This window comes from Oerskovia enterophila (assembly GCF_001692445.1).
GTDB classification, from domain to species: Bacteria; Actinomycetota; Actinomycetes; order Actinomycetales; family Cellulomonadaceae; genus Oerskovia; species Oerskovia enterophila.
Map to the genome: position 1 here is coordinate 15255 of NZ_MAQA01000008.1, position 23314 is coordinate 38568.

General features: G+C 72.8%; 24 protein-coding genes. 14 read left to right on the top strand and 10 right to left on the bottom strand.

The window, feature by feature from the left end; translation table 11 throughout:
- Window positions 1–73: 73 nt before the first annotated feature.
- The gene (locus OERS_RS04955; protein ID WP_082849293.1) at window positions 74–994 is read right to left on the bottom strand and encodes a sugar phosphate isomerase/epimerase family protein; all 921 of its coding nucleotides are present in this window, start codon (window positions 992–994) and stop codon (window positions 74–76) included.
- Between the two features lie 111 nt (window positions 995–1105).
- Between OERS_RS04955 and OERS_RS21455 the strand changes: the two genes are divergently transcribed.
- Window positions 1106–1264, top strand: coding sequence for a hypothetical protein (locus OERS_RS21455; RefSeq protein WP_157257328.1), 159 nt, complete (start codon window positions 1106–1108; stop codon window positions 1262–1264).
- A 177-nt stretch (window positions 1265–1441) separates the two neighbouring features.
- Complete coding sequence (locus tag OERS_RS04960; protein WP_068624927.1) at window positions 1442–1708, top strand: HPr family phosphocarrier protein; 267 nt, start codon at window positions 1442–1444, stop codon at window positions 1706–1708.
- 184 nt (window positions 1709–1892) lie between these two features.
- Here OERS_RS04960 and ptsP read toward each other — a convergent pair whose 3' ends face one another.
- On the bottom strand, window positions 1893–3566 hold the full coding sequence (gene ptsP / locus OERS_RS04965; protein ID WP_068624929.1) for a phosphoenolpyruvate--protein phosphotransferase: 1674 nt from the start codon (window positions 3564–3566) through the stop codon (window positions 1893–1895).
- Window positions 3563–5023: a PTS transporter subunit EIIC gene (locus OERS_RS04970; protein WP_083201227.1), complete on the bottom strand. Its 1461-nt coding sequence runs from the start codon at window positions 5021–5023 to the stop codon at window positions 3563–3565. Before OERS_RS04970 ends, ptsP begins: the two co-directional genes overlap by 4 nt.
- A gap of 233 nt (window positions 5024–5256) precedes the next feature.
- Here OERS_RS04970 and OERS_RS04975 point away from each other — a divergent pair, with 233 nt between their 5' ends.
- The 4 genes from OERS_RS04975 to OERS_RS04990 all read left to right on the top strand — a co-directional run bounded on the left by OERS_RS04975 (window position 5257) and on the right by OERS_RS04990 (window position 7093).
- Complete coding sequence (locus OERS_RS04975; protein ID WP_068624932.1) at window positions 5257–6039, top strand: GntR family transcriptional regulator; 783 nt, start codon at window positions 5257–5259, stop codon at window positions 6037–6039.
- Between the two features lie 49 nt (window positions 6040–6088).
- Window positions 6089–6334, top strand: coding sequence for a PTS transporter subunit EIIB (locus tag OERS_RS04980; RefSeq protein ID WP_056644676.1), 246 nt, complete (start codon window positions 6089–6091; stop codon window positions 6332–6334).
- Between the two features lie 64 nt (window positions 6335–6398).
- Entirely contained in the window at window positions 6399–6629 is a 231-nt protein-coding gene (locus OERS_RS04985) for a PTS transporter subunit EIIB (RefSeq protein WP_068624934.1), read from the top strand.
- Window positions 6626–7093 carry a PTS sugar transporter subunit IIA gene (locus OERS_RS04990; protein WP_082849272.1) on the top strand — a complete coding sequence of 156 codons (468 nt, stop codon included), beginning with the start codon at window positions 6626–6628 and terminating at the stop codon, window positions 7091–7093. The genes OERS_RS04985 and OERS_RS04990 overlap by 4 nt, the downstream gene beginning before the upstream one ends.
- Window positions 7094–7194: 101 nt before the next feature.
- On the opposite strand, the gene OERS_RS04995 is transcribed toward OERS_RS04990, so the two are convergent.
- Entirely contained in the window at window positions 7195–9327 is a 2133-nt protein-coding gene (locus tag OERS_RS04995; RefSeq protein ID WP_083201228.1) for an NHL domain-containing thioredoxin family protein, read from the bottom strand.
- A gap of 81 nt (window positions 9328–9408) precedes the next feature.
- Here OERS_RS04995 and OERS_RS05000 point away from each other — a divergent pair, with 81 nt between their 5' ends.
- Entirely contained in the window at window positions 9409–9900 is a 492-nt protein-coding gene (locus OERS_RS05000) for a GNAT family N-acetyltransferase (RefSeq protein WP_068624936.1), read from the top strand.
- Window positions 9901–9910: 10 nt separating this feature from the next.
- On the opposite strand, the gene OERS_RS05005 is transcribed toward OERS_RS05000, so the two are convergent.
- Complete coding sequence (locus OERS_RS05005; protein WP_068624937.1) at window positions 9911–10228, bottom strand: hypothetical protein; 318 nt, start codon at window positions 10226–10228, stop codon at window positions 9911–9913.
- A 44-nt stretch (window positions 10229–10272) separates the two neighbouring features.
- Complete coding sequence (locus OERS_RS05010) at window positions 10273–11310, bottom strand: chymotrypsin family serine protease (protein ID WP_068624940.1); 1038 nt, start codon at window positions 11308–11310, stop codon at window positions 10273–10275.
- 197 nt (window positions 11311–11507) lie between these two features.
- On the opposite strand from OERS_RS05010, the gene OERS_RS05015 reads away from it, so the two are divergent.
- Window positions 11508–11726, top strand: a complete 219-nt coding sequence (locus tag OERS_RS05015) for a hypothetical protein (protein ID WP_068624941.1) — start codon at window positions 11508–11510, stop codon at window positions 11724–11726.
- A gap of 52 nt (window positions 11727–11778) precedes the next feature.
- Here OERS_RS05015 and OERS_RS05020 read toward each other — a convergent pair whose 3' ends face one another.
- Together OERS_RS05020 and OERS_RS05025 are read right to left on the bottom strand one after the other, a co-directional pair.
- Window positions 11779–12237 carry a YbaK/EbsC family protein gene (locus OERS_RS05020; RefSeq protein WP_056761448.1) on the bottom strand — a complete coding sequence of 153 codons (459 nt, stop codon included), beginning with the start codon at window positions 12235–12237 and terminating at the stop codon, window positions 11779–11781.
- A 180-nt stretch (window positions 12238–12417) separates the two neighbouring features.
- Entirely contained in the window at window positions 12418–13263 is an 846-nt protein-coding gene (locus tag OERS_RS05025; protein WP_068624943.1) for a helix-turn-helix transcriptional regulator, read from the bottom strand.
- Between the two features lie 99 nt (window positions 13264–13362).
- On the opposite strand from OERS_RS05025, the gene OERS_RS05030 reads away from it, so the two are divergent.
- Entirely contained in the window at window positions 13363–14103 is a 741-nt protein-coding gene (locus tag OERS_RS05030; protein WP_068624946.1) for an alpha/beta fold hydrolase, read from the top strand.
- Window positions 14104–14226: 123 nt separating this feature from the next.
- Here the strand turns inward: OERS_RS05030 and OERS_RS05035 are convergent, their stop codons facing one another.
- Both OERS_RS05035 and OERS_RS05040 read right to left on the bottom strand, forming a co-directional pair.
- Window positions 14227–17601 carry a GH36-type glycosyl hydrolase domain-containing protein gene (locus OERS_RS05035; protein ID WP_068624948.1) on the bottom strand — a complete coding sequence of 1125 codons (3375 nt, stop codon included), beginning with the start codon at window positions 17599–17601 and terminating at the stop codon, window positions 14227–14229.
- Entirely contained in the window at window positions 17598–18314 is a 717-nt protein-coding gene (locus OERS_RS05040; RefSeq protein WP_082849274.1) for a TetR/AcrR family transcriptional regulator, read from the bottom strand. Before OERS_RS05040 ends, OERS_RS05035 begins: the two co-directional genes overlap by 4 nt.
- A gap of 141 nt (window positions 18315–18455) precedes the next feature.
- Between OERS_RS05040 and OERS_RS05045 the strand changes: the two genes are divergently transcribed.
- The 5 genes from OERS_RS05045 to OERS_RS05065 all read left to right on the top strand — a co-directional run bounded on the left by OERS_RS05045 (window position 18456) and on the right by OERS_RS05065 (window position 23248).
- Window positions 18456–19745 carry an extracellular solute-binding protein gene (locus OERS_RS05045; protein ID WP_068624950.1) on the top strand — a complete coding sequence of 430 codons (1290 nt, stop codon included), beginning with the start codon at window positions 18456–18458 and terminating at the stop codon, window positions 19743–19745.
- 9 nt (window positions 19746–19754) lie between these two features.
- Window positions 19755–20678 (top strand): carbohydrate ABC transporter permease, encoded by a 924-nt coding sequence (locus OERS_RS05050; RefSeq protein ID WP_068624952.1) that lies wholly within the window; start codon window positions 19755–19757, stop codon window positions 20676–20678.
- A 1-nt stretch (window position 20679) separates the two neighbouring features.
- Complete coding sequence (locus tag OERS_RS05055; RefSeq protein ID WP_068624954.1) at window positions 20680–21570, top strand: carbohydrate ABC transporter permease; 891 nt, start codon at window positions 20680–20682, stop codon at window positions 21568–21570.
- A gap of 10 nt (window positions 21571–21580) precedes the next feature.
- Window positions 21581–22750 (top strand): glycoside hydrolase family 1 protein, encoded by a 1170-nt coding sequence (locus tag OERS_RS05060; protein ID WP_056644642.1) that lies wholly within the window; start codon window positions 21581–21583, stop codon window positions 22748–22750.
- Between the two features lie 309 nt (window positions 22751–23059).
- Window positions 23060–23248: a hypothetical protein gene (locus OERS_RS05065; protein ID WP_056644639.1), complete on the top strand. Its 189-nt coding sequence runs from the start codon at window positions 23060–23062 to the stop codon at window positions 23246–23248.
- Window positions 23249–23314: the final 66 nt, after the last annotated feature.

The window sequence follows — 23314 nt, forward strand, 5'->3', positions numbered from 1 at the left end:
GGCGGCACCCCGGACGACCGCAGCAGTCGACGCCCGGCGGCAGCAACCCCCGGCCGCCCGCCGCGCTCAACCCCTACCAGGCGTCCAGGTGCCGGTGCTCGTGCCCCGGCGGCGGCGCGTACTCGGCGTGCGGCCCGGGCTGGAGGTAGGTGCGCGCGAACGCGAGCGAGGCCGCGAGGTCCTCGAAGCGCTCGGCCGCGGTCCGTGCCCGCCGGGTCGCGATCTCGACCACGACGTCGCCCTCCCACCCGCGGCGCACGAGCTCGCCCAGCACCTTGTCGCACGGCTGGCCCCCGCGCCCCGGGACGAGGTGCTCGTCCGACATGGAGTCGGTCCCGTCGGCCAGGTGCACGTGCGCGAGGCGGTCGCCGAACACGTCGAGCAGGGCCAGGCTGTCCTGCCGGGCCACGGCCGCGTGCGAGAGGTCGAGCGTCACCTTGTCGTACGGGTGGTCCGTGGGGTCCCAGCCGGGCAGGTAGGCCTGCACCTCGCGCTTGCGGCCGCGCCACGGGTACATGTTCTCGACCGCGATCGTCACGCCCGTCGCGGCGTTGAGCTCGCGCACGTGGTCGGCGAACCCGCGCGCGTACAGGCCCTGCCAGCGGAACGGCGGGTGCACGACGACGGTCCCCGCCCCCAGCTCGAGCGCCAGGTCCACGGTCCGCTCGAGCTTGGGTCCCGGCAGCCGTCCCCACACGCGCTGGCTGACCAGGAGCGTCGGGGCGTGCACGCTGCGGATCGGGACGCCGACGTCGGCCGAGAGCTTGGCAAGCGCCTTGGCGTCCTGGGTCGTCGAGTCCGACCAGACCATGACCTCCATGCCGTCGTACCCGAGGTGGGCCGCGGCCTCGAACGCGAACGGCGCCTTGCGCGGGTACACGCTCGCGCTGGACAGCGTGACCTTGATCCGGGGCTCGTCGCCCGTGCTGGGCTCGCCCTCGCCGGGTTCGCCCGTGACGGGCGGCTGGGCGTCGGGCGTCGTCGCTTCGCGCATGTCCGCCACCCTAGCCCCGACGGATGTGCGTCGTTCACAGGTCGTCCGTCGAGGCCCCCGAACTCTGGCAGGATGCTGCTCGACCGAACCGCATGGAGCGCAGGAGTGAGCATGGATCGTCCCGACGCCGCCGCGGCCTCACCTGCCGGCGCGCCGCACCCGGGCTTCGGCCCCGGCGACGGGGCCGTCCTGTCGACCGACACGGACGACGTGCGCGCCCTCGCAGCGCTCGAGTCGCTCGTCGCCTACCTGGAGCAGGACTCCGCCTGACCCGGCAGTGCGCCAAGCCGCCCGCCGCTCGGCTCCCCGTTCCCCGCCCGACGCCGGAACGCACCTTCCCGCGGCACTCACCGTGGGCCGCGACGCGCCCGGGCGGCCCGTGCCGTCGGGCTTGCCGACCTCCGCTACAGTGGACTGGTCTATACCACTTCCAGCCAGGAGCACGTCATGGAACGAACTGTCACCGTCGCCATCGCCGAGGGACTCCACGCGCGCCCCGCAGCGCTGTTCGTGGCCGAGGCGGGCAAGCAGCCCGTCGCCGTGACCCTGACCAAGGAAGGCGCCGAGGCCGTGGACGCCGCGAGCATCCTCGGCGTCATGACGCTCGGCGCGGCAGCAGGCGACCAGGTCGTGCTCGCGACCGAGACCGACGGCGCGGAGGCCGAGGCGGCCCTCGACGCGCTCGCCGCGTTCCTCGCGCAGGAGGCGGTCTGACGTCTCGTCTCGACCTCTCCACCGAGAGTGACGTCCGGGCTCGCCGCTGACGGAGCCCACGACCCGGACGTCACGCTCGACCGGCGACGCGAGGCCCTCGCGACTGCACACAGCCCGTGACCCCTCGTGCGAGAGGTCACGGGCTGTGTCGTGGGGCGGACGATGAGGCAGCACCGCCGCGGGGCTACAGCCCCAGCTCCTCCAGCACGGGCAGCTGCGCACGGACCGCGTCGCGCGCGGCCGTCGCGGTCGGTGAGGCCAGCGCGATCTTCGCGAGCTCCGCGCACTGCTCCGACGTGGTGGCCGCGAGGACGGCTGCCACGTCTCCCAGGGCGCGCGGCGTCATCGAGAGCGACGTGACGCCGAGCCCGACGAGCACCGGCGCCAGGGCCGGGTCGGCCGCGGCCTCCCCGCACACCCCGACGGGACGCCCGTGCTCGGCACCGCCGGCGCACGCGGCCCCGACGAGCGCCAGCACAGCGGGCTGCCACGGCGTCGAGAGCGCGGCGAGGTCTGCCGTCTCACGGTCCGCGGCCATCGTGTACTGGGTCAGGTCGTTCGTGCCGATGCTCGCGAAGTCGACCTGCTCCAGGATCCACCGCGACTGGAGCGCCGCGGCGGGGACCTCGATCATGACGCCGGTCGTCGAGAGGCCTCGTTCGCGGCAGGCAGCCGCGAACCCCTGCGCCTCGTCCGGGGTGGCCACCATAGGGGCCATGACCCACACGTCGGCCTCCTCGGCGGCCGCGGCCCGAGCGATCGCGTCGAGCTGGCGCGTCAGGACCTCGGGGTGCCGGACGGCGGTGCGCAGCCCCCGGACGCCGAGCGCCGGGTTCGGCTCGTCGTCGGCCGTGACGAACGGCAGCGGCTTGTCCGCACCCGCGTCGAGCGTGCGGACGACGACCTTGCGACCTCCGAATGCACCGAGCACGGCCCGGTAGGCCGCGACCTGCTCGTCGACGCCCGGCTCCTCGGTACGCCCGAGGAAGCAGAACTCGGTCCGGAACAGGCCGACCCCCTCGGCTCCGGCGGCGACCGCGGCGGAGGCTCCAGCCGGGTCCGCGACATTGGCGAGGAGCTGGACCCGCACGCCGTCGGCCGTCCTGCCCTGACCGTCGAAGGCACGCGGACCGCGCGGGCGGTCGAGCACCCGCGCGACGTCCTCGGCCGACGGGTCGCGCTCGATCGTGCCCTGCGCACCGTCGACGAGCACGGTCTCGCCGTCGACCAGCTCGACGGCCCCGGGGGCCGCCACGACCGCCGGGATCCCGAGGGACCGGGCCAGGATCGCGGTGTGCGACGTCGGGCCTCCCCCGCTCGTGACGATCGCGAGGACGCGCTCGGGGTCGAGCGTCGCCGTGTCGGCGGGCGCGAGGTCTGCCGCGACGAGCACGAACGGGTGGTCGAGGTCCGGGACGCCCGGCGCCCGACGGCCCGTGAGGGCCGCGACGATGCGCTCGCGCACGTCGCGGACGTCGTGAGCACGCTCGGCCATCATGCCGCCGAGCGACTCGAGGCGTGCCGCGAGGTCCCCCGCCGCCTCCCACACGGCCCGCTCGGGCGCGGTCCGCTCGTCACGGACCTTGCGCGCGGACTCCTTGGACAACGTGGTGTCCGCAGCCATCGCGGCCGTGACCGTGAGGACCTCGACGGCCGTGCCGGTCGCCCTCGCGGCGCGTGCCGCGAGGTCCGCCTGGACGCTGCGGACCGCGTCGTCGATCGCGGCGACCGCCGCCTCGACGTCCGCGTCCGGTCCGAGCGTCGAGGCGGCGGGCTCGGGCACGGGGGCCGGCATCGTCACGACGACGCCGGCCCCCCGCCCCGGGCTCACGCCCACACCGTCGAGGACGGAGGTCACCTGCCGCCTCCACCGTCGGCCGTGGTACCGGAGCCTCGGGCATCGAGCTCCGCGGGAGCCAGGTCGGCGTCGGCCGCCTTCTTCTCCTCGGCGACCAGGACCGGGTCGGCGGTCGGGTCGGCGCCCACGGCCGAGTCGTCGTCCTCGCGCCCCGGCGTGCGCAGGTTCCACTTGGTGATGACCCACCGGAACAGGAAGTAGTAGATCGCCGCGTACCCGAGGCCGATCACGATGATCCACAGCGGCATCGTCGCGATCCGGAAGTTCAGGACGTAGTCGATCGCGCCGGCCGAGAAGCCGAAGCCGGACTTGATCCCCAGGGCGTTGACGAGGGCGAGCGAGGTGCCCGTGAGGACCGCGTGGATCGCGTACAGCGGGTAGGCGACGTACACGAACGCGAACTCGAGGGGCTCGGTCACACCGGTCACGAACGCGACGAGCGCGGCCGAGCCCATGATGCCGCCGATGAGCTTGCGGTTCTTGGGCTTCGACGTGTGGATGATCGCGAGCGCGGCAGCCGGGAGGGCGAACATGAAGATCGGGAAGAAGCCGGTCATGAAGGTGCCGGCCGTGGGGTCGCCGTGCAGGAAGCGCGCGATGTCGCCGTGCCAGACCGCGCCGCTCGCGTCGGTGTACTCGCCGAACTGGAACCAGGGCAGCGAGTTCAGCAGGTGGTGCAGCCCGATCGGGACGAGCAGGCGGTTGGCCGTGCCGTAGACGAACGCGCCGAGGACCGTGGAGCCCGTGACCCAGTCACCGACGGCCGTGAAGCCCGCGTCGAACCAGGGGTAGATGAGGGCGCCGACCACGGCGATGAGCACTGCTGCACCGGCGGTGACGATCGGCACGAAGCGACGTCCGCCGAAGAACGCGAGGTACGGCGGCAGCTTGATGCGGCTGTACTTCTGGAACATGATCGCGGCGGTCAGACCGATCACGATGCCGCCGAGGACGCCGTAGTTGATGAGCTTCTGCGCCGGCGGGCCCGTGATGGCCGCCGTCACCAGGTCGAGGAAGTTCCCGTCACCCGCCGCGACGACGGCGTCGGGGTCGGCACCGGCCAGCCACTCGGCCGGGGTGGCCGGCTTGCCGAGCACGTACGGCGAGAGGGCGTCGCTCACACCCTTGAAGACCAGGTAGCCGATCACGGCAGCCAGGCCGGTCGAGCCGTCGGCCTTCTTGGCGTAGCCGACCGCGACACCGACTGCGAAGAGCAGCGCGAGGTTCGCGAACAGGGCGTTGCCGGCGGACGCGAACACGTCGGCGACGGGCTGCAGCCAGGGGAAGGTGCCCGAGGCGCCGTCCGCACCGAGCATGTCGGCCTGCCCGAGGCGCAGCAGCAGCGCGGCGGCGGGCAGGGAGGCGATGGGCAGCATGAGGGATCGACCGACCCTCTGAAGCTGGGCGAACCCGGGGATGCCCCGCTTCACCTTGGGTGCTTCGGCCACGGACGTCATGTTCACTCCTTGTTGTCGGGTGCCACCGAGGCCGTCGGATCGCACCGCTGAACGGTAGTTCTGCCTTGAACCACGACGCCGGCCCGGACACTGGAGCGCGTCGTTGCTGTAACCCGAACCATCTCCACCGTCTGTGGTGGGATAGTTGTCTGGACCACTTGCGGACAGAGTGGTCTAGACATCATGATGTGTCAAGCCCCGGCACCACCGGAGCGACCGAGAGCGAGGAACACGTGGCAGCGACGACGCAGGCCAGAGCACCTAAAGGCGGGCACAAGCACCAGATCGTGCGCGCCTACCTGAGCGACCTGATCGCGAACGAGCTGTCCGTCGGAGACGCCGTCCCCTCCGAGCGGGTGCTCACCGAGAAGTTCGGCGTCTCCCGGATGACGGTCCGCCAAGCCCTCGACGCGCTCGTCGCCGACGGGGTCCTCCAACGCGAGCAAGGACGCGGGACGTTCGTCGCGCCGCAGCACACCGACTTCGAGATGCGCCTGACGACGTTCGGCGAGGAGGCACGCCGGCTCGGCATGTCCCCGAGCACCCAGGTCATCGACAGCGACACCCTCCCCGCGGGCCGGGTCGTCGCCGAGGCGCTCGGCATCGCACCCGAGGACCTGGTCCACTACGTCGAGCGCCTGCGCTGCGCGGACGGCACGCCCATGGCCGTCGAGCGGGCCTGGGTCCCCGCGGCGCTCGCCCCGGACCTGCTCGACGACGGGGTCCCTGACAGCCTGTACGGCGCGCTGCGCGAGCGCGGCCACTCCCCGACCTGGGGCGAGGACACCATCATGGCCGCCGAGGCCAGCGCCACCGAGCAGTCGATCCTGGCCATGACGAGCATGCGCGCCGTGCTGCGTGCTCACCGCAAGACCTACGCGGACGACGGCGCCTGCATGTACTCCCAGATGTGCTACCGCGGCGACCGGTACTCGGTCGTGGTCCCGCTCCGCGAGGCCCGGCCCACGATCGTCCCCCGACCCGCCCCCGTACCGGAAGCGGTCGAGACCGCATGACCCACGCACCAGACACGTCCACGACCCACGCACCAGAGAGGATGCAACGATGACTGCAGCCGATGCAGCACGGGCCGCCGCGATACTCGCCGGGCTCGGCGGGGTGAGCAACATCGAGGAGATCGACCCCTGCACCACCCGACTGCGGTCGCTCGTCAAGGACCCCAGCCTCGTCGACGTCGCCGCCCTGCGCGCCGCGGGAGCCTTCGGCGTGATGACGACCGGACGTGTCGTCCAGGTCGTCGTCGGCCCCCAGGTCGACACGATCGCCTCGGACCTCGCAGACCTGATGTGACCCCGTGCCCGCGGCTCGCGGGCACCCCGACGTACGTCCGCACCAGCACACGAAGGAGCACGACATGAGCAAGGCAGAGCAGATCCTCCAGGGGCTCGGCGGGGATGCCAACATCCTCGACCTCGAACCCTGCATCACCCGGCTGCGTGTGGAGGTCGAGGACCCCGCGCTGGTCGACGACAAGGTCCTCACCGGTGCGGGAGCCATCGCGGTCGTCCGGACGGGCAACGCGATCCAGGTGATCGTCGGCCCCGACGCGGACAACATCGCGTCCGACATCGAGGACCTCCGTTGACGACAGCGCCCCTGACGGTCCTCTCCCCCGTGACCGGGACCGTCGTCGCCCTGGCCGAGGTCGACGACCCGGTGTTCTCCGCCGGGCTCGTCGGGCCGGGGATCGCGATCGCACCGGACGCGGCCGAGGGCGGCCTCGTCTCGGCACCGGTCAGCGGGACGGTCGTCAAGGTCCATCCGCACGCGTTCGTCATCAAGCACGACGACGGTCAGGCCGTGCTCGTGCACCTGGGCATCAACACGGTCCAGCTGGGTGGCGAGGGCTTCACGCTGCACGTCGCGCAGGGGGACGTCGTCCACCAGGGCACGACCCTCGTGACCTGGGATCCCGCCGCGATCGAGGAGGGTGGCCGGTCGGCCGTCTGCCCCGTGGTCGCGCTCGAGGGATCGGTCGAGGCCGTGACGCCGCTCGCCCCGGTCGGGACGTGGGTCGCGCGCGGCGAGGAGCTGCTGATCTGGGAGTGATGCGGCTGTCAGGACGAGCGCGACCTCGAGGTCTCGCTCGTCCTGCCGCGTCCGGGGGCAGCTCGGGCGCCAGCTCGGGGCGGGGCAGCCCGGACGTCGGGTCAGCCCCGCAGCGGCAGTGTCAGCACGTGCCCCGACGGTCCTTCCGTGGATCCGTCGTCAGAAGTGGCCCGGGGCATACGCCGGCCCACTTCTGACAACTCGTCCGGCGCCTGCACGACCCGCACCGGCACCCCCCAGTCCTGCTGCGCCAGGTGGCACGCGGGGAACACGTCGGGGTCGGGCGTCCCGTCGGCCAGCAGTGGCACGACGTCGCACGACGCGGCCTGCGCGGTCACGTGCAGCACGCCCTCGGCCACCTCGGGGTTGACGAGCAGTGCGCGGACGAGGTCGGCCCCCGTCCCCGCTCCGTCGAGCAGCAGCTCGGGCGGCGTCGCGCTCACGGTCAGGCGCGTCGAGGGACCGTACCGGTCGTCGAGCTTCTGCCCGGGCGCGGGCGAGAACGGCACGTCGAGGCGCAGCTCCCCGGCCACGACGTCGGTCACGGGACGCTGGGTGCGGTGCGCCCCGCCGTCGAGCAGCTCGCCTGCCAGCGTCGCCGGGAGCGCGACGCGCGTGATGCGGTGCGCCGCCGACTCCACGACGAGAAGGTCGATGCGCGCCCCCGCCGCGGCGGGCGTACCCGGCACCCATGGCTCGCCGTCCACGAGCACGACGACGTCGCTCGGCTCCGCGAGGCCCGTCGCCAGGGTCGTCACCTGGCCCGCGTCCGTGCCGGGACCTGCGCCCGTGCCGGAGGCGGCCGGTGGGACGTAGCGGCGGATCGCCCCGTTGTAGGTGTCGGCGACGGCGACGCTCCCGTCGGGCAGCACGGCGACCCCGAGCGGGTGCTGGAGCAGGGCCTGGTCGGCCGCGCCGTCGCGGTGACCGAAGTCGAACAGCCCCTGCCCGAGCGCCGTGTGCACCTCGAGACCGTCGCCGAGCGCCGAGAGGCCGGGCGACTCCCCGAACCCGTCGACCCACCGCAGCGCTGACGTCTCGGAGTCCGCGACCCAGAGCCGACCGTCGAGACCGAGCGCGAGCCCGGAGGGCTGTGCGAACCACGCCCCGGCGGCCGGGCCGTCCTCCAGGCCTTCGTTCATGGTCCCGGCCAGCAGCCCCAGCTTCCAGTCGTCGACCGCCCACAAGGTGTGGTTCCCGGCCATCGCGACGACGAACCCGAGACCCGGGACCCAAGCGACGTCCCACGGCGACGACAACCTCACGCCCAGCGGGTCGTAGGTGAGCTCGGGGTCGAACGGGCCCAGGCGACGCTCACCGGGGAGCTCGGGGGCGGTGGTGGCGACGTTCTCGACACCACCGACCATGTACTGCTGCCCGTTCCCCGCGACCGTCGCCACGTGGCCGTCCGCGAGCCGCACCCCGCGCAGCGCGTGGTTCACGGTGTCGGCGACCAGGACGTCGTAGTCGAGGTGGGCACGCAGCTCGGCCGGGACCAGGCACAGCCCGTTGGGCTCGCTGAACCGCGCCACGTCCGGCTCTCCGTCGACGAGCCCGCGCTCGCCGGACCCGATGCGCCGGACGAGCGTCTCGCCGTCGGGCAGGAGCTCGGCGAGCGAGTGGTGACCCGCGTCCGCGACCAGGAGGTTGCCTCCCGGGAGCGCGATCGCCTTGGCGGGGAAGCGCAGCGTGCCCGACGTCGGGGCGGGCGGCACGTAGACGTCGTCGCTCCCCGCGGCGAGGGACCGCAGCGTGCCCTTGGCGCGGTGCTCCTCCACGAGCTCGTCGACGAGCGCGGCGAGCGCCGACGCGTGCCCCTCGCCCGCCATCTGCGCGACGACGTAGCCCTCGGGGTCGATCACGACGAGCGTCGGCCAGGCGCGCGCGGTGTACGCGGACCAGGTGACGAGCTCGGGGTCGTCGAGGACGGGGTGACGCACCTCGTAGCGCTCGACCGCGGCAGCGAGCGCGACCGGGTCTGCCTCGTGCTCGAACTTCGGGGAGTGGACGCCGATGATGACGAGGTCGTCGCGGCGCGCCTCCTCGAGCTCGCGCAGCTCGTCGAGGACGTGCAGGCAGTTGACGCAGCAGAACGTCCAGAAGTCGAGGACGACGACCCGGCCGCGCAGGTCCGCGAGCGTGACGTCGCGGCCGCCCGTGTTGAGCCAGCCACGCCCGACGAGCTCGGAGGCGCGGATGCGGGGCAGGCGGGCGTGGGGGGTCGTGGAGCTCACCCGAGAATTCTGCCCCAGTCCGCGCGCCCGCCCGGCCCGCGGGTGCTAGCCTCGCCGTCCCCGATCCCCCGTGGAGGCGTGATGGCCGACGACCCGGCACGCAAGGTCTCGCTCCGGACGCTGCGGGAGGACGACCTCCCGACGCTGTTCGAGATCCAGCTCGACGCCCGCGCTCAGCACCTGGCGGCCTTCACGGACGCGACCGCCGGTGACCGCGACGCCTACCTGGCGAAGTTCCGCAGGATCCTCGCCGACACCGCGATCGTCAGCAGGGTCGTGGAGGTCGACGGCCTGGTCGTGGGCAGTGCGGCCGTCTTCCCGATCGAGGGTGACACCGAGGTCACCTACTGGATCCAGCGGGACTGGTGGGGCCGCGGGGTGGCCTCCGCGGCGCTGGCAGCCCTTCTCGCGGAGGTGCCCGCACGCCCGCTCCAGGCGCGGGTCGCCGAGGACAACCTCGGCTCGCTCCGGGTCCTGGAGCGCAACGGGTTCGTGCGCGTGGGCAGCGAGGACTCGTTCGCGCCGGCGCGCGACGCCACGATCACGGAGCTGATCCTCGAGCTTCCCGGCTGACGGGTCGCCGTCAGCCCGCGCCGACCTGACCCGTCACGCGCACCACCACCGCGACCCCGTCGATCTCCGCGGGCAGCCGGTCCTGCGCCTCGGTGTCGACCACGTTGACCTGGAGGCACCAGGTGTCGTCGGGCTGCTCCGCGTCCTGCGCAGGCTGGGCGTCCTCGGCCTGCGCGGCCGCGCCGCCGTCCCTCACGCCAGCCGCGTCGGCAGCACCCCCCGGGTCGGCGGGCCCGCGCGTCAGGCCGATGCCCGTGACGCCGTCGTGGCCCGCGAGGGCGTGCTTGAGCGCGGTCTTCGCTTCACGGGCCTGCTCGAGGCTCGCCACGGTGCACCGCCCTCCCACCGTCCGGCGCGGGACGCGGGCCCGCGTCAGACGGCGAGCCGGGCGTCGAGCGCGGCGAGGACGGTGTCGATCGGGTTGACGTACGTCAGCCCGGTCCCATTCTCTCCCCCGGTCTCCGAGCCGGCAAAGAGCAGGCCCAGGGCGACGCCGTCCTCGCGGTACACGAGCGACCCCGAGTCGCCGCCGCGAGAGAACGGCCCGGAGCCCGTGCCCTCGACCTCGATCTGGTCGTCGAAGCGGAGCGCCCCGAGCCCTTCGCCGTAGCCGACCACGACGTCGTCGAGCTCGATCGCCGTGACGCGACCCGCGGTGACCGCGGTCGTCCGGCCGATCTTGCCGACCACCTCTCCGCCCAGCGCGACGGCCGTCGTCGTGATGCGCCCCACGGGGTAGTCGAGGTCCACGTCCGGGTCGTCGAGCAGCGCGATCGCGGCGTCGACGGTCGCGGTCCGCCCGGGCGCGAGCGGCACGGTCGCGGCGAGCGTCCCGACCTGGTCGGCGGGCGCGCGTCCGCCGTCGGCGGGCCCCGGCTGCACGACGGCGTCGCCCACCTTCGCGCGCGGCGAGCCTGCGAGCACGTGGAAGTTGGACAGGGCGTGCAGCACGTCCCCGACCAGGACGAACGCGCCGAGCGTGCCCGCGGTGACGTCGACGTGCGCGATCGAGACGCCGGGACGCAGGGGGCGCACGCGCCCCGTCTCCCCTGCTGCCTGCGCGGTCACGACGGGCGGGCGCGGCCCCGTGCCGCCCGACCGCACGAGGGGCCGGATCCGTCCCGTCCGGCGCACGTCCACGACCGGCCCGGCCTCCGACGCGACGCGGCGCGCGATGCTCCGGGCCGCCGGGACCCCGAGCCGGTAGCGCACCGCGATGCCGTACCCGCCGCCCTCACGGGGGGCGAGGCCGAGCGCGAGCGTGGGAGCCCGCACGGCCCGCGCGGCCACCGAGTCCTCACCGGGCGCGCCCGCAGCGCTGGCCGTCGCGTCCGTGCCCGCGCGCTCCGCGAGATCTCGCGCGAAGTCCGCCAGCTGCAGCTTGATCTCCCGTGCCTCGTCCCTGTCCATGCGACGAGGCTGGCACAGCCCACCGACACGCGCGCGTCGCCTTCCGGCGGCGCGGACGAGGGATCTGCCGCGCCGCGCGCAGATGCTCGCAAAACTCGCGGCAGATCTCGCGTCATGAAGTCACGGTTCACCCCTCTTGAGAGGTGTACACACTTTTCGCCGCCGCGCACCCGCGGCCTCACCACGTGAACGGGACCATGCACCTCGACCACGCCTTCCGGCCCACGACCGACGAGATCCGTTGCGCCATCCTCTGGGCCCTCGACCACGACCGCGCGGCCCTGGTCGAGCACCGGGCCTCGGCCCACCTGAGCCTGCGCAGCCCGCTGCGCCGTGCCGCGGACGCCCGTCTGGTCCGCCGCTGGCTCGAGGCCTCGGCGATCTCCTCGGTGCTGACCTGCGCCATGGCGGCCTGAGCGCCGCACGACTCCCGCAGGGCGTCGGCGACGATCGACATGGGCCAAGGGGTCACCGGCTGACGTCGACCCACTCCGCGCCGGCCAGCTCCGCGAGCCGGTCGGGCGTGATCGCGAACGCGCTCGTCGGGCTCCCCGCCGCCGGGTAGACCGTCTCGAAGCCCTGCAAGGACACGTCGCAGTACACCGTCACCGGCTCCAGGTGGCCGAACGGCCCGACTCCCCCGATCGGCTGTCCCGTCAGAGCCGTGGTGCTCTCGGCGTCGAGCATGCGCGGCTTGGCCCCGAACGCGGCCTTGAACTTCACGTTGTCGACCCGGGCGTCCCCGCGCGTCACGAGCAGGAAGCTGCGCTCGCCGTCGCGCAGCGCGAGCGTCTTGGCGATCTGCCCCGGCTCGACACCCAGCGTGTCGGCCGCCATCTGGACCGTCGCGGTGTTCCGTCCCGTGTCGAGGACCGTGAGGTCGGGGGCCTGGGCGTCGAAGAAGGCGCGGGTGCGGTCGATGCTCACGGACGGGGCGCCTCTGGTCGGACGTGCGGCGTCGGTGCGGCGCGTGGTGGACAGGGCCATCATCGCCCCTTCGGTGCCGAGAACGAGGTTACGGTCGTTCTGAGCCTCTGAACGGCCGCAACCCCGTTCTCGACCCGGCGCAAGGTCGTTCTCGGCGTGGCCCCGCGAGTCGCGGACCGCTCAGGCGACAGGCACGGCGCCCGACGGCGGGGTCCCCACCTCCGCGACGGGCCGCGGCACGTACGTCTCGCCCGTGAGGTCCGCGCGCTCGACGCGGTCGAGCCGGAACCAGCGGATGGCGTCCCGGGAGCTGCACCACGCGACGAGGTACCAGGCGTCCTCGGTGTGGGCCAGGATCACGGGCTCGACCCTCCGGGCCGACTCGTTGCCGCGCCCGTCGCGGTAGCGGAGGGCGAGCACGACCGACCGGGCGAGCGACTGCTCGACCGCCCGCAGGACCTGCAGGTGGGCGTGGGCGCGCGGGACGACCCCACCTGCGGCGACGTCCGCCCCCGGGCGAGCGGCGCCGTCGGGCAGACCGGGACTGCGCGAGGCGACGTCCGCCCCCGGGCCCGCTGCGCCGTCGGGCACGACCGGTCCACCCGGCGCGTCGCTGCGGCCGACGTCGGCACCTCCCCTGTCGATCCACACCCTCGCCGCGAGCGCCGACGCACGCTCGCGCGCCTCGGGCCCCAGCGCGTCCCAGACCTTGCCCTGCGCCGCGGCGGCGTCGACCGCGAACGGGCTCCCGGGCGGGAGCGCGGCGAGCGCGACCGCGACCGCGACGGCCTGCTGGGGCGAGAAGTTCACGGGAGGCAGCGACGCGGACGGGTCGAGCACGTACCCGCCGCCCGGGCCCGCCTGTGCCCACACGGGCAGCCCGGCCTGCTGGAGTGCCGAGACGTCACGCTTGACCGTGCGCTCGCTGACCTCGAAGAGGCGGGCCAGCCGGGCGCCCGTGGTCCCTGTGCGTCCCGCGCGACGCAGCTCCTCGGCCATCGCGTAGAGCCGCTCGGTCTTGTTCATGTCGCCTCCGTCGGTCCGGGGCCGTCGACGAAGCGGTCGCAGAACCCCTCGAACAATGGTGACAGACAGGTGTCACCAGGGCCGGGCGAAGGTGGGTCCATGACCACTTCAGCGCAGCACAGCAGCAGCGACCAGCAGGTCCACGTCGTCCTCGTCCCGGGCTTCTGGCTCGGGGCGTGGGCGTGGGACGACGTCGTCCCCCACCTGGAGGCCGCGGGCCTCGCACCGCACGCCGTCACCCTCCCCGGGCTCGACGACGTCACGACCGACCGCAGCGGCCTCGCCCGGGAGGACCACGTCCAGGCCGTGCGCGACGTGGTCGCGCCGCTCGAGGGCGACGTCGTGCTCGTGGGGCACAGCGGCGGCGGGCCCGTGATCCACGAGGTCGTCGACCGGGACCCCGCACGCATCCGCCGGACGGTCCACGTCGACACGGGCCCGCTCGTCGACGGGGCCTCGCTGGCCCCCGACCTCCCCGCCGGGACGGTCGAGCTCCCGCTGCCCTCGTGGGAGGACCTCGAGGCCGCCGGATCGAGCCTCGACGGGATCGACGAGGCCGGGCTCGCCCGGTTCCGCGCCCGGGCGGTCCCCCACCCCGCTGGCGTGGCCGGGGGCCGGGTGCGGGTGAGCGACCCGGCGAGGCTCGACGTCCCGGCGACCGTCATCTGCACGAGCCTGCCGTCGGAGGTCCTGCGGCAGATGGCGCACCCGGGGCCTCCCCTGCACACCGAGCTCGGCGAGCTCGACGTCACGTACGTCGACCTGCCGACCGGGCACTGGCCCATGTTCTCGCGCCCGGCCGACCTCGCGGCGGAGATCGTCCGGGCGGCGCGGGCGTAGCGTCGGGTCGCCCGGGTCCAGGGCTGGGCCGCCGAGCCGCCGAGAACGAGGTCGGGGTCGTCCTGGAACCCAGGACGACCCCGACCCGTGATTCGTCGCGGACAGCGACGCGGCCCGGTGCGGCTACGACCCGGCGGGCACCTCGACCTCGACATACGTCGCGTCGCCCAGGCCCCCGGGCGCGACGACGACGCCGCGGACCCGGTAGTCGCCGGCGCGCGGCGCAGCGGGCACGACCTCGAGGTCGTCGGGCCCCGACCCCGCACGGACCGCCACCTGGGCGACCGTCTGCCGGACCCGGAAGACGACGCGACGCGACCGGCCTCCGACCTCGAGGTCGACGGTCAGCCCGTCGGCCGTCGTCGGCAGGACGGGGTCGACGACGAGCGCACCCGACTGCTCGGTGAGGCCGATCACGCCCTGGACGAGCTGGCGCAGGTAGATCCCCGGACCGCTCGAGTAGACCCGCCACCCGCCGCGCACGCCCACGGACCCGTCGCGCAGCTTCTCGAAGTCGCGGGCGAAGCTCGCCCGGTCGGGGAAGTCCGCGTCGCTCGACGAGAAGTACGCGTTGCGCTGCCGGGGCACGGCATGGGCGATGCGGGCGCCGAGGTCGAACGGGCTGATGCGGAGCAGCTCGTCGAGAGCCCGTCCACGGCCCAGCGCGGCGAGCGCCTCGACGTAGCGGATGTGCGCGTGCACGTACATGAGGCCGACCTCGCGCCCGACGTTCGCGGCCTGCTCGGCCCGCAGGAACGTGTGAGGGATCCCCTCGTCGAACGCCGCAGGATGGTCCATGAGCCGCACGCCGTCGGGGAAGAGCAGGTGCTCGACGACGAGGCGCTCGTGCTCCTCGGCCTCCTCCGGCGTGAGGATGCCCGCGAGGATCGACTGGGTCATCGGGATGAGGCGGTACCGCATCCCCGTGCTCGTGTCCCGGGGGTGGATGACGAGCTCGTCGCCGAGCTCGTCGTGCCGCACGTACCCGGCCATGACGCCGTCGACGAGCGCGCGCTCGCGCAGGTCACCGCGCACCGAGGCGGCGAGCGTCGCGGCCCGTGCGGACAGGACGTCGTCCCGCCCCGCCGTGGTGCGGGCCAGGAGGAGCGAGGCCTGCACGAGCAGCGCGGACGTCCAGGTCGAGGCGAGGTTGGTGCGCATCCGCGAGTCCGCCGGCTGCAGGGTGTCGTCCCAGTCGCCCTCGCCGTAGGCGGGCAGCGAGGTGCCGGGCAGCAGGTCCGTCTCGAGGTGGTCGAGGATCCTCACGACGTGGTCGGCGACCGTGGCGCGGGCGTCCGGACCCTCCGAGGCCGGGCGCCGGTGGGCGTGGTCCCAGAAGGGGACGACCTCGTCGAGGATCTCGAGGTCACCGCTCGCCTCCAGGTATTGGGCAAGAGCGAAGAGCGGCCACACGACGACGTCGCCGTGCGAGGAGTCGTTGTACCGCTCGGCGTAGGCGTCGAACATGAACCACTGCGGGAACCCGCCCCACGTGTGTTGGTGCGCGAGCACCCGCAGGACGATCTGCCGGGCGATGTCGGTGCGGCCACCGGCGAGCGCCAGCTCGAACGGCCCCTGGCAGACGTCCCTGGTCCCCCAGGCTGCGCCCGAGTACTGCTCGAGCCCGTGCGGCACGAGGAAGTGGATCAGGGCGTCGTGCGCGTACCACGGCACGAGGAGGTCGAGCTCCTGCGTCGCGAGGTCCGGGTGCGGCTGGAAGCGCAGCCCGCGAACGAGCCCGCGCACCGTCTCGAGATGACCCGCGAGCGTCGCGTCGAGGTCGGCGAGCGGGTCGTGCTCGGGCGCGACCAGGGCGAGCGCCTCCGCGTCGCCGTGCAGCGAACCCGCGATCGCGAGGGTCAGGGCGCCGGACCCGGACGAGCTGTTGACCCGGTGCGCCGTGGCCCCCTCGAGCACGACGGGGGCGCTCGACGAGACGGCGTAGCGCAGGTCGGGGTAGTGCGTCGCGACGTCGGCGCCCGGGACGGGACGGACGACGAGCGAGGTCTCGGACGTGTGCTCGGCCACCCAGCCACCGGCCTCGTCGTCGAGCTCGAGGGTCGCCGTCACGCCCAGGGCGCGCTCGCAGCGCACGCTCACGTCGACGCGGTCCTGTCGATGATGGGCGACGGTCCGCACGTCGACGCGGCCGAGCGGGGTCTCGTACAGCCAGCGGACGCCGCCGACGTCGAGCACGAGAGCCGAGGGCACGCCGAGCATCCGAGGGCCTCGGCCGTCGTCGACGAGGACCCGCAGCCCGCTGCTGCGCAGCAGGTTGAGATGGTGGCGGTGGACCGTGGCGAGCCTGTTGGCGGTCGTGTTGCCGAGGACGACGTGCGAGGCGAAGACACCGGGCGCGAACGCGGTGACCGACAGCACCTCGTCGGTGGGCAGGACGGCGTCACCGGCCTTGAGGACGTGGCCGTGCGACCGCTCGGTGACGACCTCCTTGCGTCCGTCGACGACGTGGGACCCGCCCGGGGTGAAGAAGGAGAGCAGCGCGCCGTCGGCGTCGCGCTCGGGCAGCAGGACCTCGTCGGACGTCAGCCCGAGCGCGGCGACCAGCCCGGCCTCGTCGAGCTCGTCCCCGGCCAGGAGCGGAGCGTCGCGCAGCACCGAGCCCGTCGTGGGCAGGGGTTCCGCGGTGCGCTCGTCCGCGGCGACGGCGACGGCCGCGGCGGACCAGCCCGCCACCTGGTCGACGTGCGCGTCGAGCGGTCCGCGCGCGTCGACGTCGACCACGGTCACGGCGTGCACCTGGACCGCTCCCGCCGAGAGGTCGAGGGGTCGCGACACGAGCGTCTGCATCGCGTACTCGTACTGCAGCACGCCCGAGGTGACGGGCCCGAGCAGCCCGTGCGGCACGCCGTCGCGCCGCGCCCGCGGGGTGAAGACCTGCAACGAGTCGGTGAGGTGGGCCGCTGCTCCCTCGACGAGGAACGTGACCGCGAGCGGCAGCCTCGGCTGCGCGGACATGGTCTGCCGGCTCACGAGCACGGTCCCGGCGGTGGGGTGCTCGAGCGCACGGTGCAGCAGGTACTGGCAGACGTACGCCTCGCTCGAGAGCGCGGCAGCGGGCGGCGCGAGGGCGAGGTCCTGGACGTGCACGACGTCGTAGACCGCGTCCACGCGGGCGCCGCCCCCGGCCCCGAGGTCGACGCGCCACACGAGGGTCCGGCGGTCCACCGTGAGCGAGACCCGCGACGTCAGCCCGAGCGCCTCGCCGGACCACACGACGCGGTCGGCGGCGGTCTCGACGCCTGTCACGGCGGGCGCGGAACCGGTGAGCTGCGCGATCTCGACCGTCCCGTCCGCGTGGGTCGCACGCAGGACCACGCCGCCCGGCATGCGGTCGTGCTCGCCCGGGAGGTACTGGTTGACGAGCAGCCCGCCGGTCCGGACGGCGCGCACGTCCCCGCCGGCCGTGAGCTCGACGGTCATCTCGCCCGAGGTGAGGGTCGCGCCCGCGGGGGCGGCGGTCATGGCGGTGCTGGTCACGTGGACTCCTGCTCTGTGGTGTGTTCGTCGGTGGTGGTCTCGGCGTCCCGGACCGGCTGCAGCAGCGCGACGAAGTGGTCGAACAGCGCGACCATGTCGACGTTCTCCGGGTCCAGCAGCCACTGGAGCTGCAGCCCGTCCATGACCGCGGAGAAGAGCTGACCGATCGCCTGCGGATCGACCTCGGGGCGCAGCTCGCCGCGGTCGATCGCGTCCCGGAAGCGGGTGTCGTCCTGGTGGCGCAGCGCCCGGTAGCGATCCCGGACGACGTCGTGCGCGGGGTGGTTCGGTTCCGTGGCCTCGGCGGCGACGACGACGTGCAGCCCCACGAGCCCCGGCGTCTCGGCGTTGCGACGGACCTGGTCCCGGATGGTGGCCAGCAGGGAGGCCCCGTCGGTCTCCGCCCGGGTCCGGCGCTCGAGGTCACGCCGGTCGCGCTCCTCGATGGTCGCCGTCAGGAGACCCGCCTTGCTCCCGAAGTGGTGCAGGAGCCCTGCCTCGGAGATCCCCACCCTCGCGGCGATCTCTCGCAACGAGCTGCCGCGGAAGCCCTGCTCACCGAACACCTCGACCGCGGTCCGCAGGATCTCGCGCCGACGCTGCTCACCGCGCACGAGCCGTCCGTCAGGGCGCTTGCCCTGGTCCGGGGTCTTGGGGGTCTTCGGGGTCGCTGCCGTGTCGGCAGCTCGCGTACCGGGCCCGCTCTGGGTCATCACCGTCTCCTTCGTCAGGATTTGTCGGTATCCACGGTACGGCTCCGGACACCCCTGGTGAAAAGACTAACCGAGCGCACGCTATGGTAGTTTCGCATCGGCTCAGAGATCGAGCCGAACACTCGATGAGGAGGATTGCTCATGAAGCTCGGACGCAAGGCGGTCGCCGTCGGCATCGTCGGACTCCTGGCACTGACCGCCTGTGGGCGCGCGGACGAAGGGTCGGCCGATCGCCAGACCGGCGGCGCGACCACGACGACCGTGGACGACTCGCCCGCCACCGGCGACATCACCGTCTGGGCCATGGGCGAAGAGGGCGAGAAGCTCCCTGACTTCGTCAAGGGCTTCACGGAGGAGAACCCCGACGCGAAGGTCCAGGTCACCACGATCCCGTGGGCCGACGTCATGACCAAGTTCCAGACGGCGGTCGCCGCCGGCACGGTGCCTGACGCGATCATGATCGGCACGTCGTTCATGCCGACCATGGTCTCCACCGGGGGCCTCGCCCCCGTCCCCGACGGGCTCGTCGACAGCGACGACTTCGTCGAGGGAGCCGCGGCCTCGACCGTGGCGGACGGCGTCGAGTACGGCGTGCCGTGGTACGTCGAGACCCGCGTCATGTACTACCGCTCGGACCTCGCCGAGGCAGCCGGCGTGGCCGCCCCCACGACCTGGGAGGAGCTCACCGCCTTCGCGCAGGCCATGAAGGCGAACGGTTCGGCCTACGGCCTCCAGCTCCCGATGGGGGACGCGGAGGACTCCACGCAGGTCATCCTCCCCTTCTACTCGCAGGCGGGCGGATCGATCTTCAACGAGGCCGGTGACGCCTACGACCTCGACAACCAGGCGATGGTCGACGCGCTCGACTACTACGCCTCGTTCTTCACCGAGGGCCTGTCCCCGCTCGCCGGCTACGGCGACACGCAGAACAGCGCGTTCGTCGACGGCTCCGACCCGGCCTTCATCTCCGGCCCCTGGATGGTCAACGTCCTCGCCGACATGCAGGGCGAGGACTGGGTCGAGCAGAACGTCGCGACCGTGCCCGTCCCCGCGGGGACCGCGAACAACGACTCCTACATCGGTGGTGCGCACCTCGGCGTCTTCAACGAGGCCAAGAACGCCGACGGCGCCTGGAAGCTCGTCCGCTGGCTCGCGGAGCCCGAGACGCAGCAGGAGTGGTACGCCGCGACCAACGACCTCCCGGCCGTCAACAGCGCCTGGGACGACGAGGCCCTGACGGCCAACCCCCGCACCCAGGTCCTCCAGGAGCAGCTCAAGAACACGATCGCCCCGCCGACCGTGCCCAGCTGGGACGAGCTCTCCGCCACGATCGAGACCGAGGCCGAGAAGGTCGCCAACGGTCAGGTCACGGCCGAGGACGCTGCCAAGACGATCCAGGCCAAGGCCGACGCGCTCGGGCTCGGCTGGTAACGAACCGTCATGACAACGACCACCGAGGGACGGCGTCGGCGCTCAGTCGGCGCCGTCCACCGGCGACGCCAAGCCGTCGTCGCCTGGCTGTTCGCGCTGCCGTTCGTCGCGGTCTTCTCGGTCTTCATGCTGGGACCGCTGCTCGCATCGTTCGGCATGTCGTTCTCGGATCTCACGATCCGTGACATCAAGACCCCCTTCGCGGTGAACTTCGTCGGCCTCGACAACTTCGCGCAGGTCTTCCAGGACGAGCTGTTCCGCAAGGCGCTCGTCAACACCTTCTTCTTCGTCGTCGTCGGGATCCCCCTGACGATGGCGCTGGGGCTCGCGCTCGCCGTCGCCCTCAACTCGGGCATCGAGAAGTTCCGCAGCGTCTTCCGGGTCGGGTTCTACACCCCCGTCGTGACGTCGATCGTCGCCGTCGCGGTCGTCTGGCGGTTCATCCTCCAGGACTCCGGCCTCGTCAACACCGTGCTGGGCTGGGTCGGCATCAACGGTCCCGACTGGCTGAACGACAGCACCTGGGCCATGCCCTCGATCATCGTCATGGCCGCGTGGCGCAACATGGGCACGCTCATGATCATCTTCCTCGCGGGCCTGCAGGCGATCCCGCGCGACGTGTACGAGGCGGCCGAGGTCGACGGCGCCGGCTCGTGGCGCCGGTTCCGCTCCATGACGGTGCCGCTCATGCGCCCGACGCTGCTGCTCGGCGCGGTCCTGCTGTCCGTCGGGTTCCTCCAGGTGTTCGAGGAGCCGTTCGTCATGACCAAGGGCGGCCCGGTCAACTCCACGCTGACCATCAGCTACTACGTCTACAACCAGTTCGGCTACGGCAACTACGCGTTCGCGTCCGCGGCGGCCTATGTGCTCTTCGCGCTGATCGCCGCCCTCGCCGCGGTCCAGTTCCGCCTGCTGCGGTCGAAGGAGGATTGACATGCCCCCCACGTCCTCGCGGGCGACCCCCGCGCCGTCGGGCACGAGCACCCTGGTGCGTCGCCCCCGCCGCCCGATCCGCTGGTCGCGCGGCGCCACGTACACCGCGCTCGTCGTCGGGCTCCTGCTGACGCTCATGCCGTTCATCTGGATGCTGCTCGGCAGCTTCAAGACGCAGGGCGAGCTCCTGCAGCGCCCCATCACCTGGTGGCCGGAGAGCCCGACCCTCGAGAACTACGAGAAGTGGCTGTCCCAGCTCAACTACGGCCAGTTCTTCATGAACTCGATCGTCGTCGCCGTCGCGGTCGTGCTCGGCAACATCATCTTCTGCTCGATGGTCGGGTACGCGCTGGCCAAGATGCGGTTCCCGGGCAAGAAGGTGCTGTTCGCCCTCGTGATGCTGACCCTCATGGTCCCGGGCGTCGTCACGCTCGTTCCGATGTTCGTCCTCGTCTCGAACATGGGGCTCGTCAACACCTACCCGGCGCTCATCCTGCCCTTCCTCGCAGGTCCGCTCGGGGTCTTCCTCATGCGGCAGTTCATCCTCGGGATCCCCGACGCGCTCATCGAGGCCGCGCGGATCGATGGCGCGGGCGAGTTCCGCATCTTCTTCCGGATCGTCCTCCCCCAGTGCGGGCCGCCGCTCGCGACGCTGAGCATCCTCACGTTCCTCGGTTCGTGGAACAACTTCCTGTGGCCGCTCGTCGTCGCGCAGACCGAGAACATGTACACCCTTCCGGTGGCGCTCTCGCTCTACTCGGTCGGCTCCAACGGCACCTACTACGGCCTGCTCATGGCCGGCTCGGTGCTCGTCGTGACCCCGATCCTGATCCTCTTCCTCTTCCTGCAGCGCTACTTCGTGCAGGGCATCGCCATGACCGGCATCAAGTAGGAGATACCCCATGCCTCTCACCTTCCCCGACCCCTTCGTCTGGGGCGCCGCGACGGCAGCCCACCAGATCGAGGGCAACAACGTGAACAGCGACTGGTGGGCGCGCGAGGTCGCGCCCGGCTCGACGCTCGCCGAGCCGTCGCGCGACGCCGCGGACAGCTACCACCGCTACGCCGACGACATCCGGTTGCTGGCCGAGTCCGGCCTCACGTCCTACCGGTTCTCGATCGAGTGGGCACGCATCGAGCCCGCCGAGGGCATGTTCTCGCTCGCGGAGCTCGACCACTACCGCCGCGTCGTGCAGTGCTGCCTCGACCACGGCGTGACGCCGCTGATCACGCTGCACCACTTCACCTCGCCCCGGTGGTTCGCCGAGGACGGCGGGTGGACAGACCCGCGGTCGGTCGAGCGCTTCTCCCGCTACGTGGAGCGCGTGCTGCCGCTGCTCGACGCCGCCTCGCACGTCTTCACCATCAACGAGCCCAACATCCTCGCCATGATGATCACGGCCGCCAAGGGCGAGGAGCAGCTCCAGGCGGGCACCATGCACGCGCCCGACCCCGTCGCGACCCAGCACCTCATCGCGGCCCACCGCCGCGCGGTCGAGCTCGTGCGCACCGTCGGGGTCCCCGTGGGCTGGCCCGTGGCCCCGCAGCAGTTCTTCGCGGACCCCGGTGCCGAGGAGGTCCTGCGGGAGTACGCGTACCCGCGCGAGACCGTCTTCCTCGAGGCCGCCCGCGGCGACGACTTCATCGGCGTCCAGGCCTACACCCGCACCCGCATCACGGTCGACGGACCGCTCCCCGCGCCCGACGACGCCGAGAAGACGCTCACGGGCTGGGAGTACTACCCGCCCGCCATCGCCGAGGCGGCCCGCCTGGGCCACGAGATCACCGGGCTCCCCGTCCTCGTGTCGGAGAACGGCATCGCGACCGCCGACGACGCCCGCCGGATCGACTACACGCGCGGCGCGCTGCGTGCGCTGCGTGCCGAGGTCGAGGCCGGTCTGCCCCTGATCGGCTACCTCCACTGGTCGCTGCTCGACAACTACGAGTGGGGCTCGTTCGCGCCGACCTTCGGGCTCGTCGCCTGGGACCCGGAGACCTTCGAGCGCACGCCCAAGCCCAGCCTCGGCTGGCTCGGTGCGGTCGCCCGCGGCGAGATCTCGCTCGACGACTGACCCGAGGGCGTGCCCTCGGCGCCGACCGGTAGCCGGGCGGTCGCCGCGAGCCGCTGGCCGCGAGCACGCCAGCCGCCGGCCGCCAGCCGCCAGCCGCCAGCCGCCAGCCGCCAGCCCAGAACGAGGTTGTGGTCGTGATGGAGCCCATCACGACCACAACCTCGTTCTCGGCAGAGCCCCGCGCGTGGACCATCACGTCAGGGCAGTGACCCACCGGATCTCGATCTCACCGGGTGCGACCCCTGCGTCCGGGTGCATCCTGGGAGGAAGGGGTTCCGCCCCGGAGCTCCCGGTCAGGGAGGAGTCGACATGTCCGGTCTCATGCTCGCCAGCAGCGTCGATGCTGCGATCTACGTCCCCACGGGGTCGGGGCCCGCGAACTGGTTCCTGCTGTTCGGGATCGTGCTGGTCGCCGCGATCATCGTCTACATGATCGTCGAGCTGGTCCGCGCCGCGCACGACCGGCATCTTCCGCCGCACCGGCGCATGTCGCACTAGCGGCCGGGCAGCCCACGTCCCGCACGTGCCGCCGTCGAACGATCGTCCGTCGGCGCGTTCCGCCCG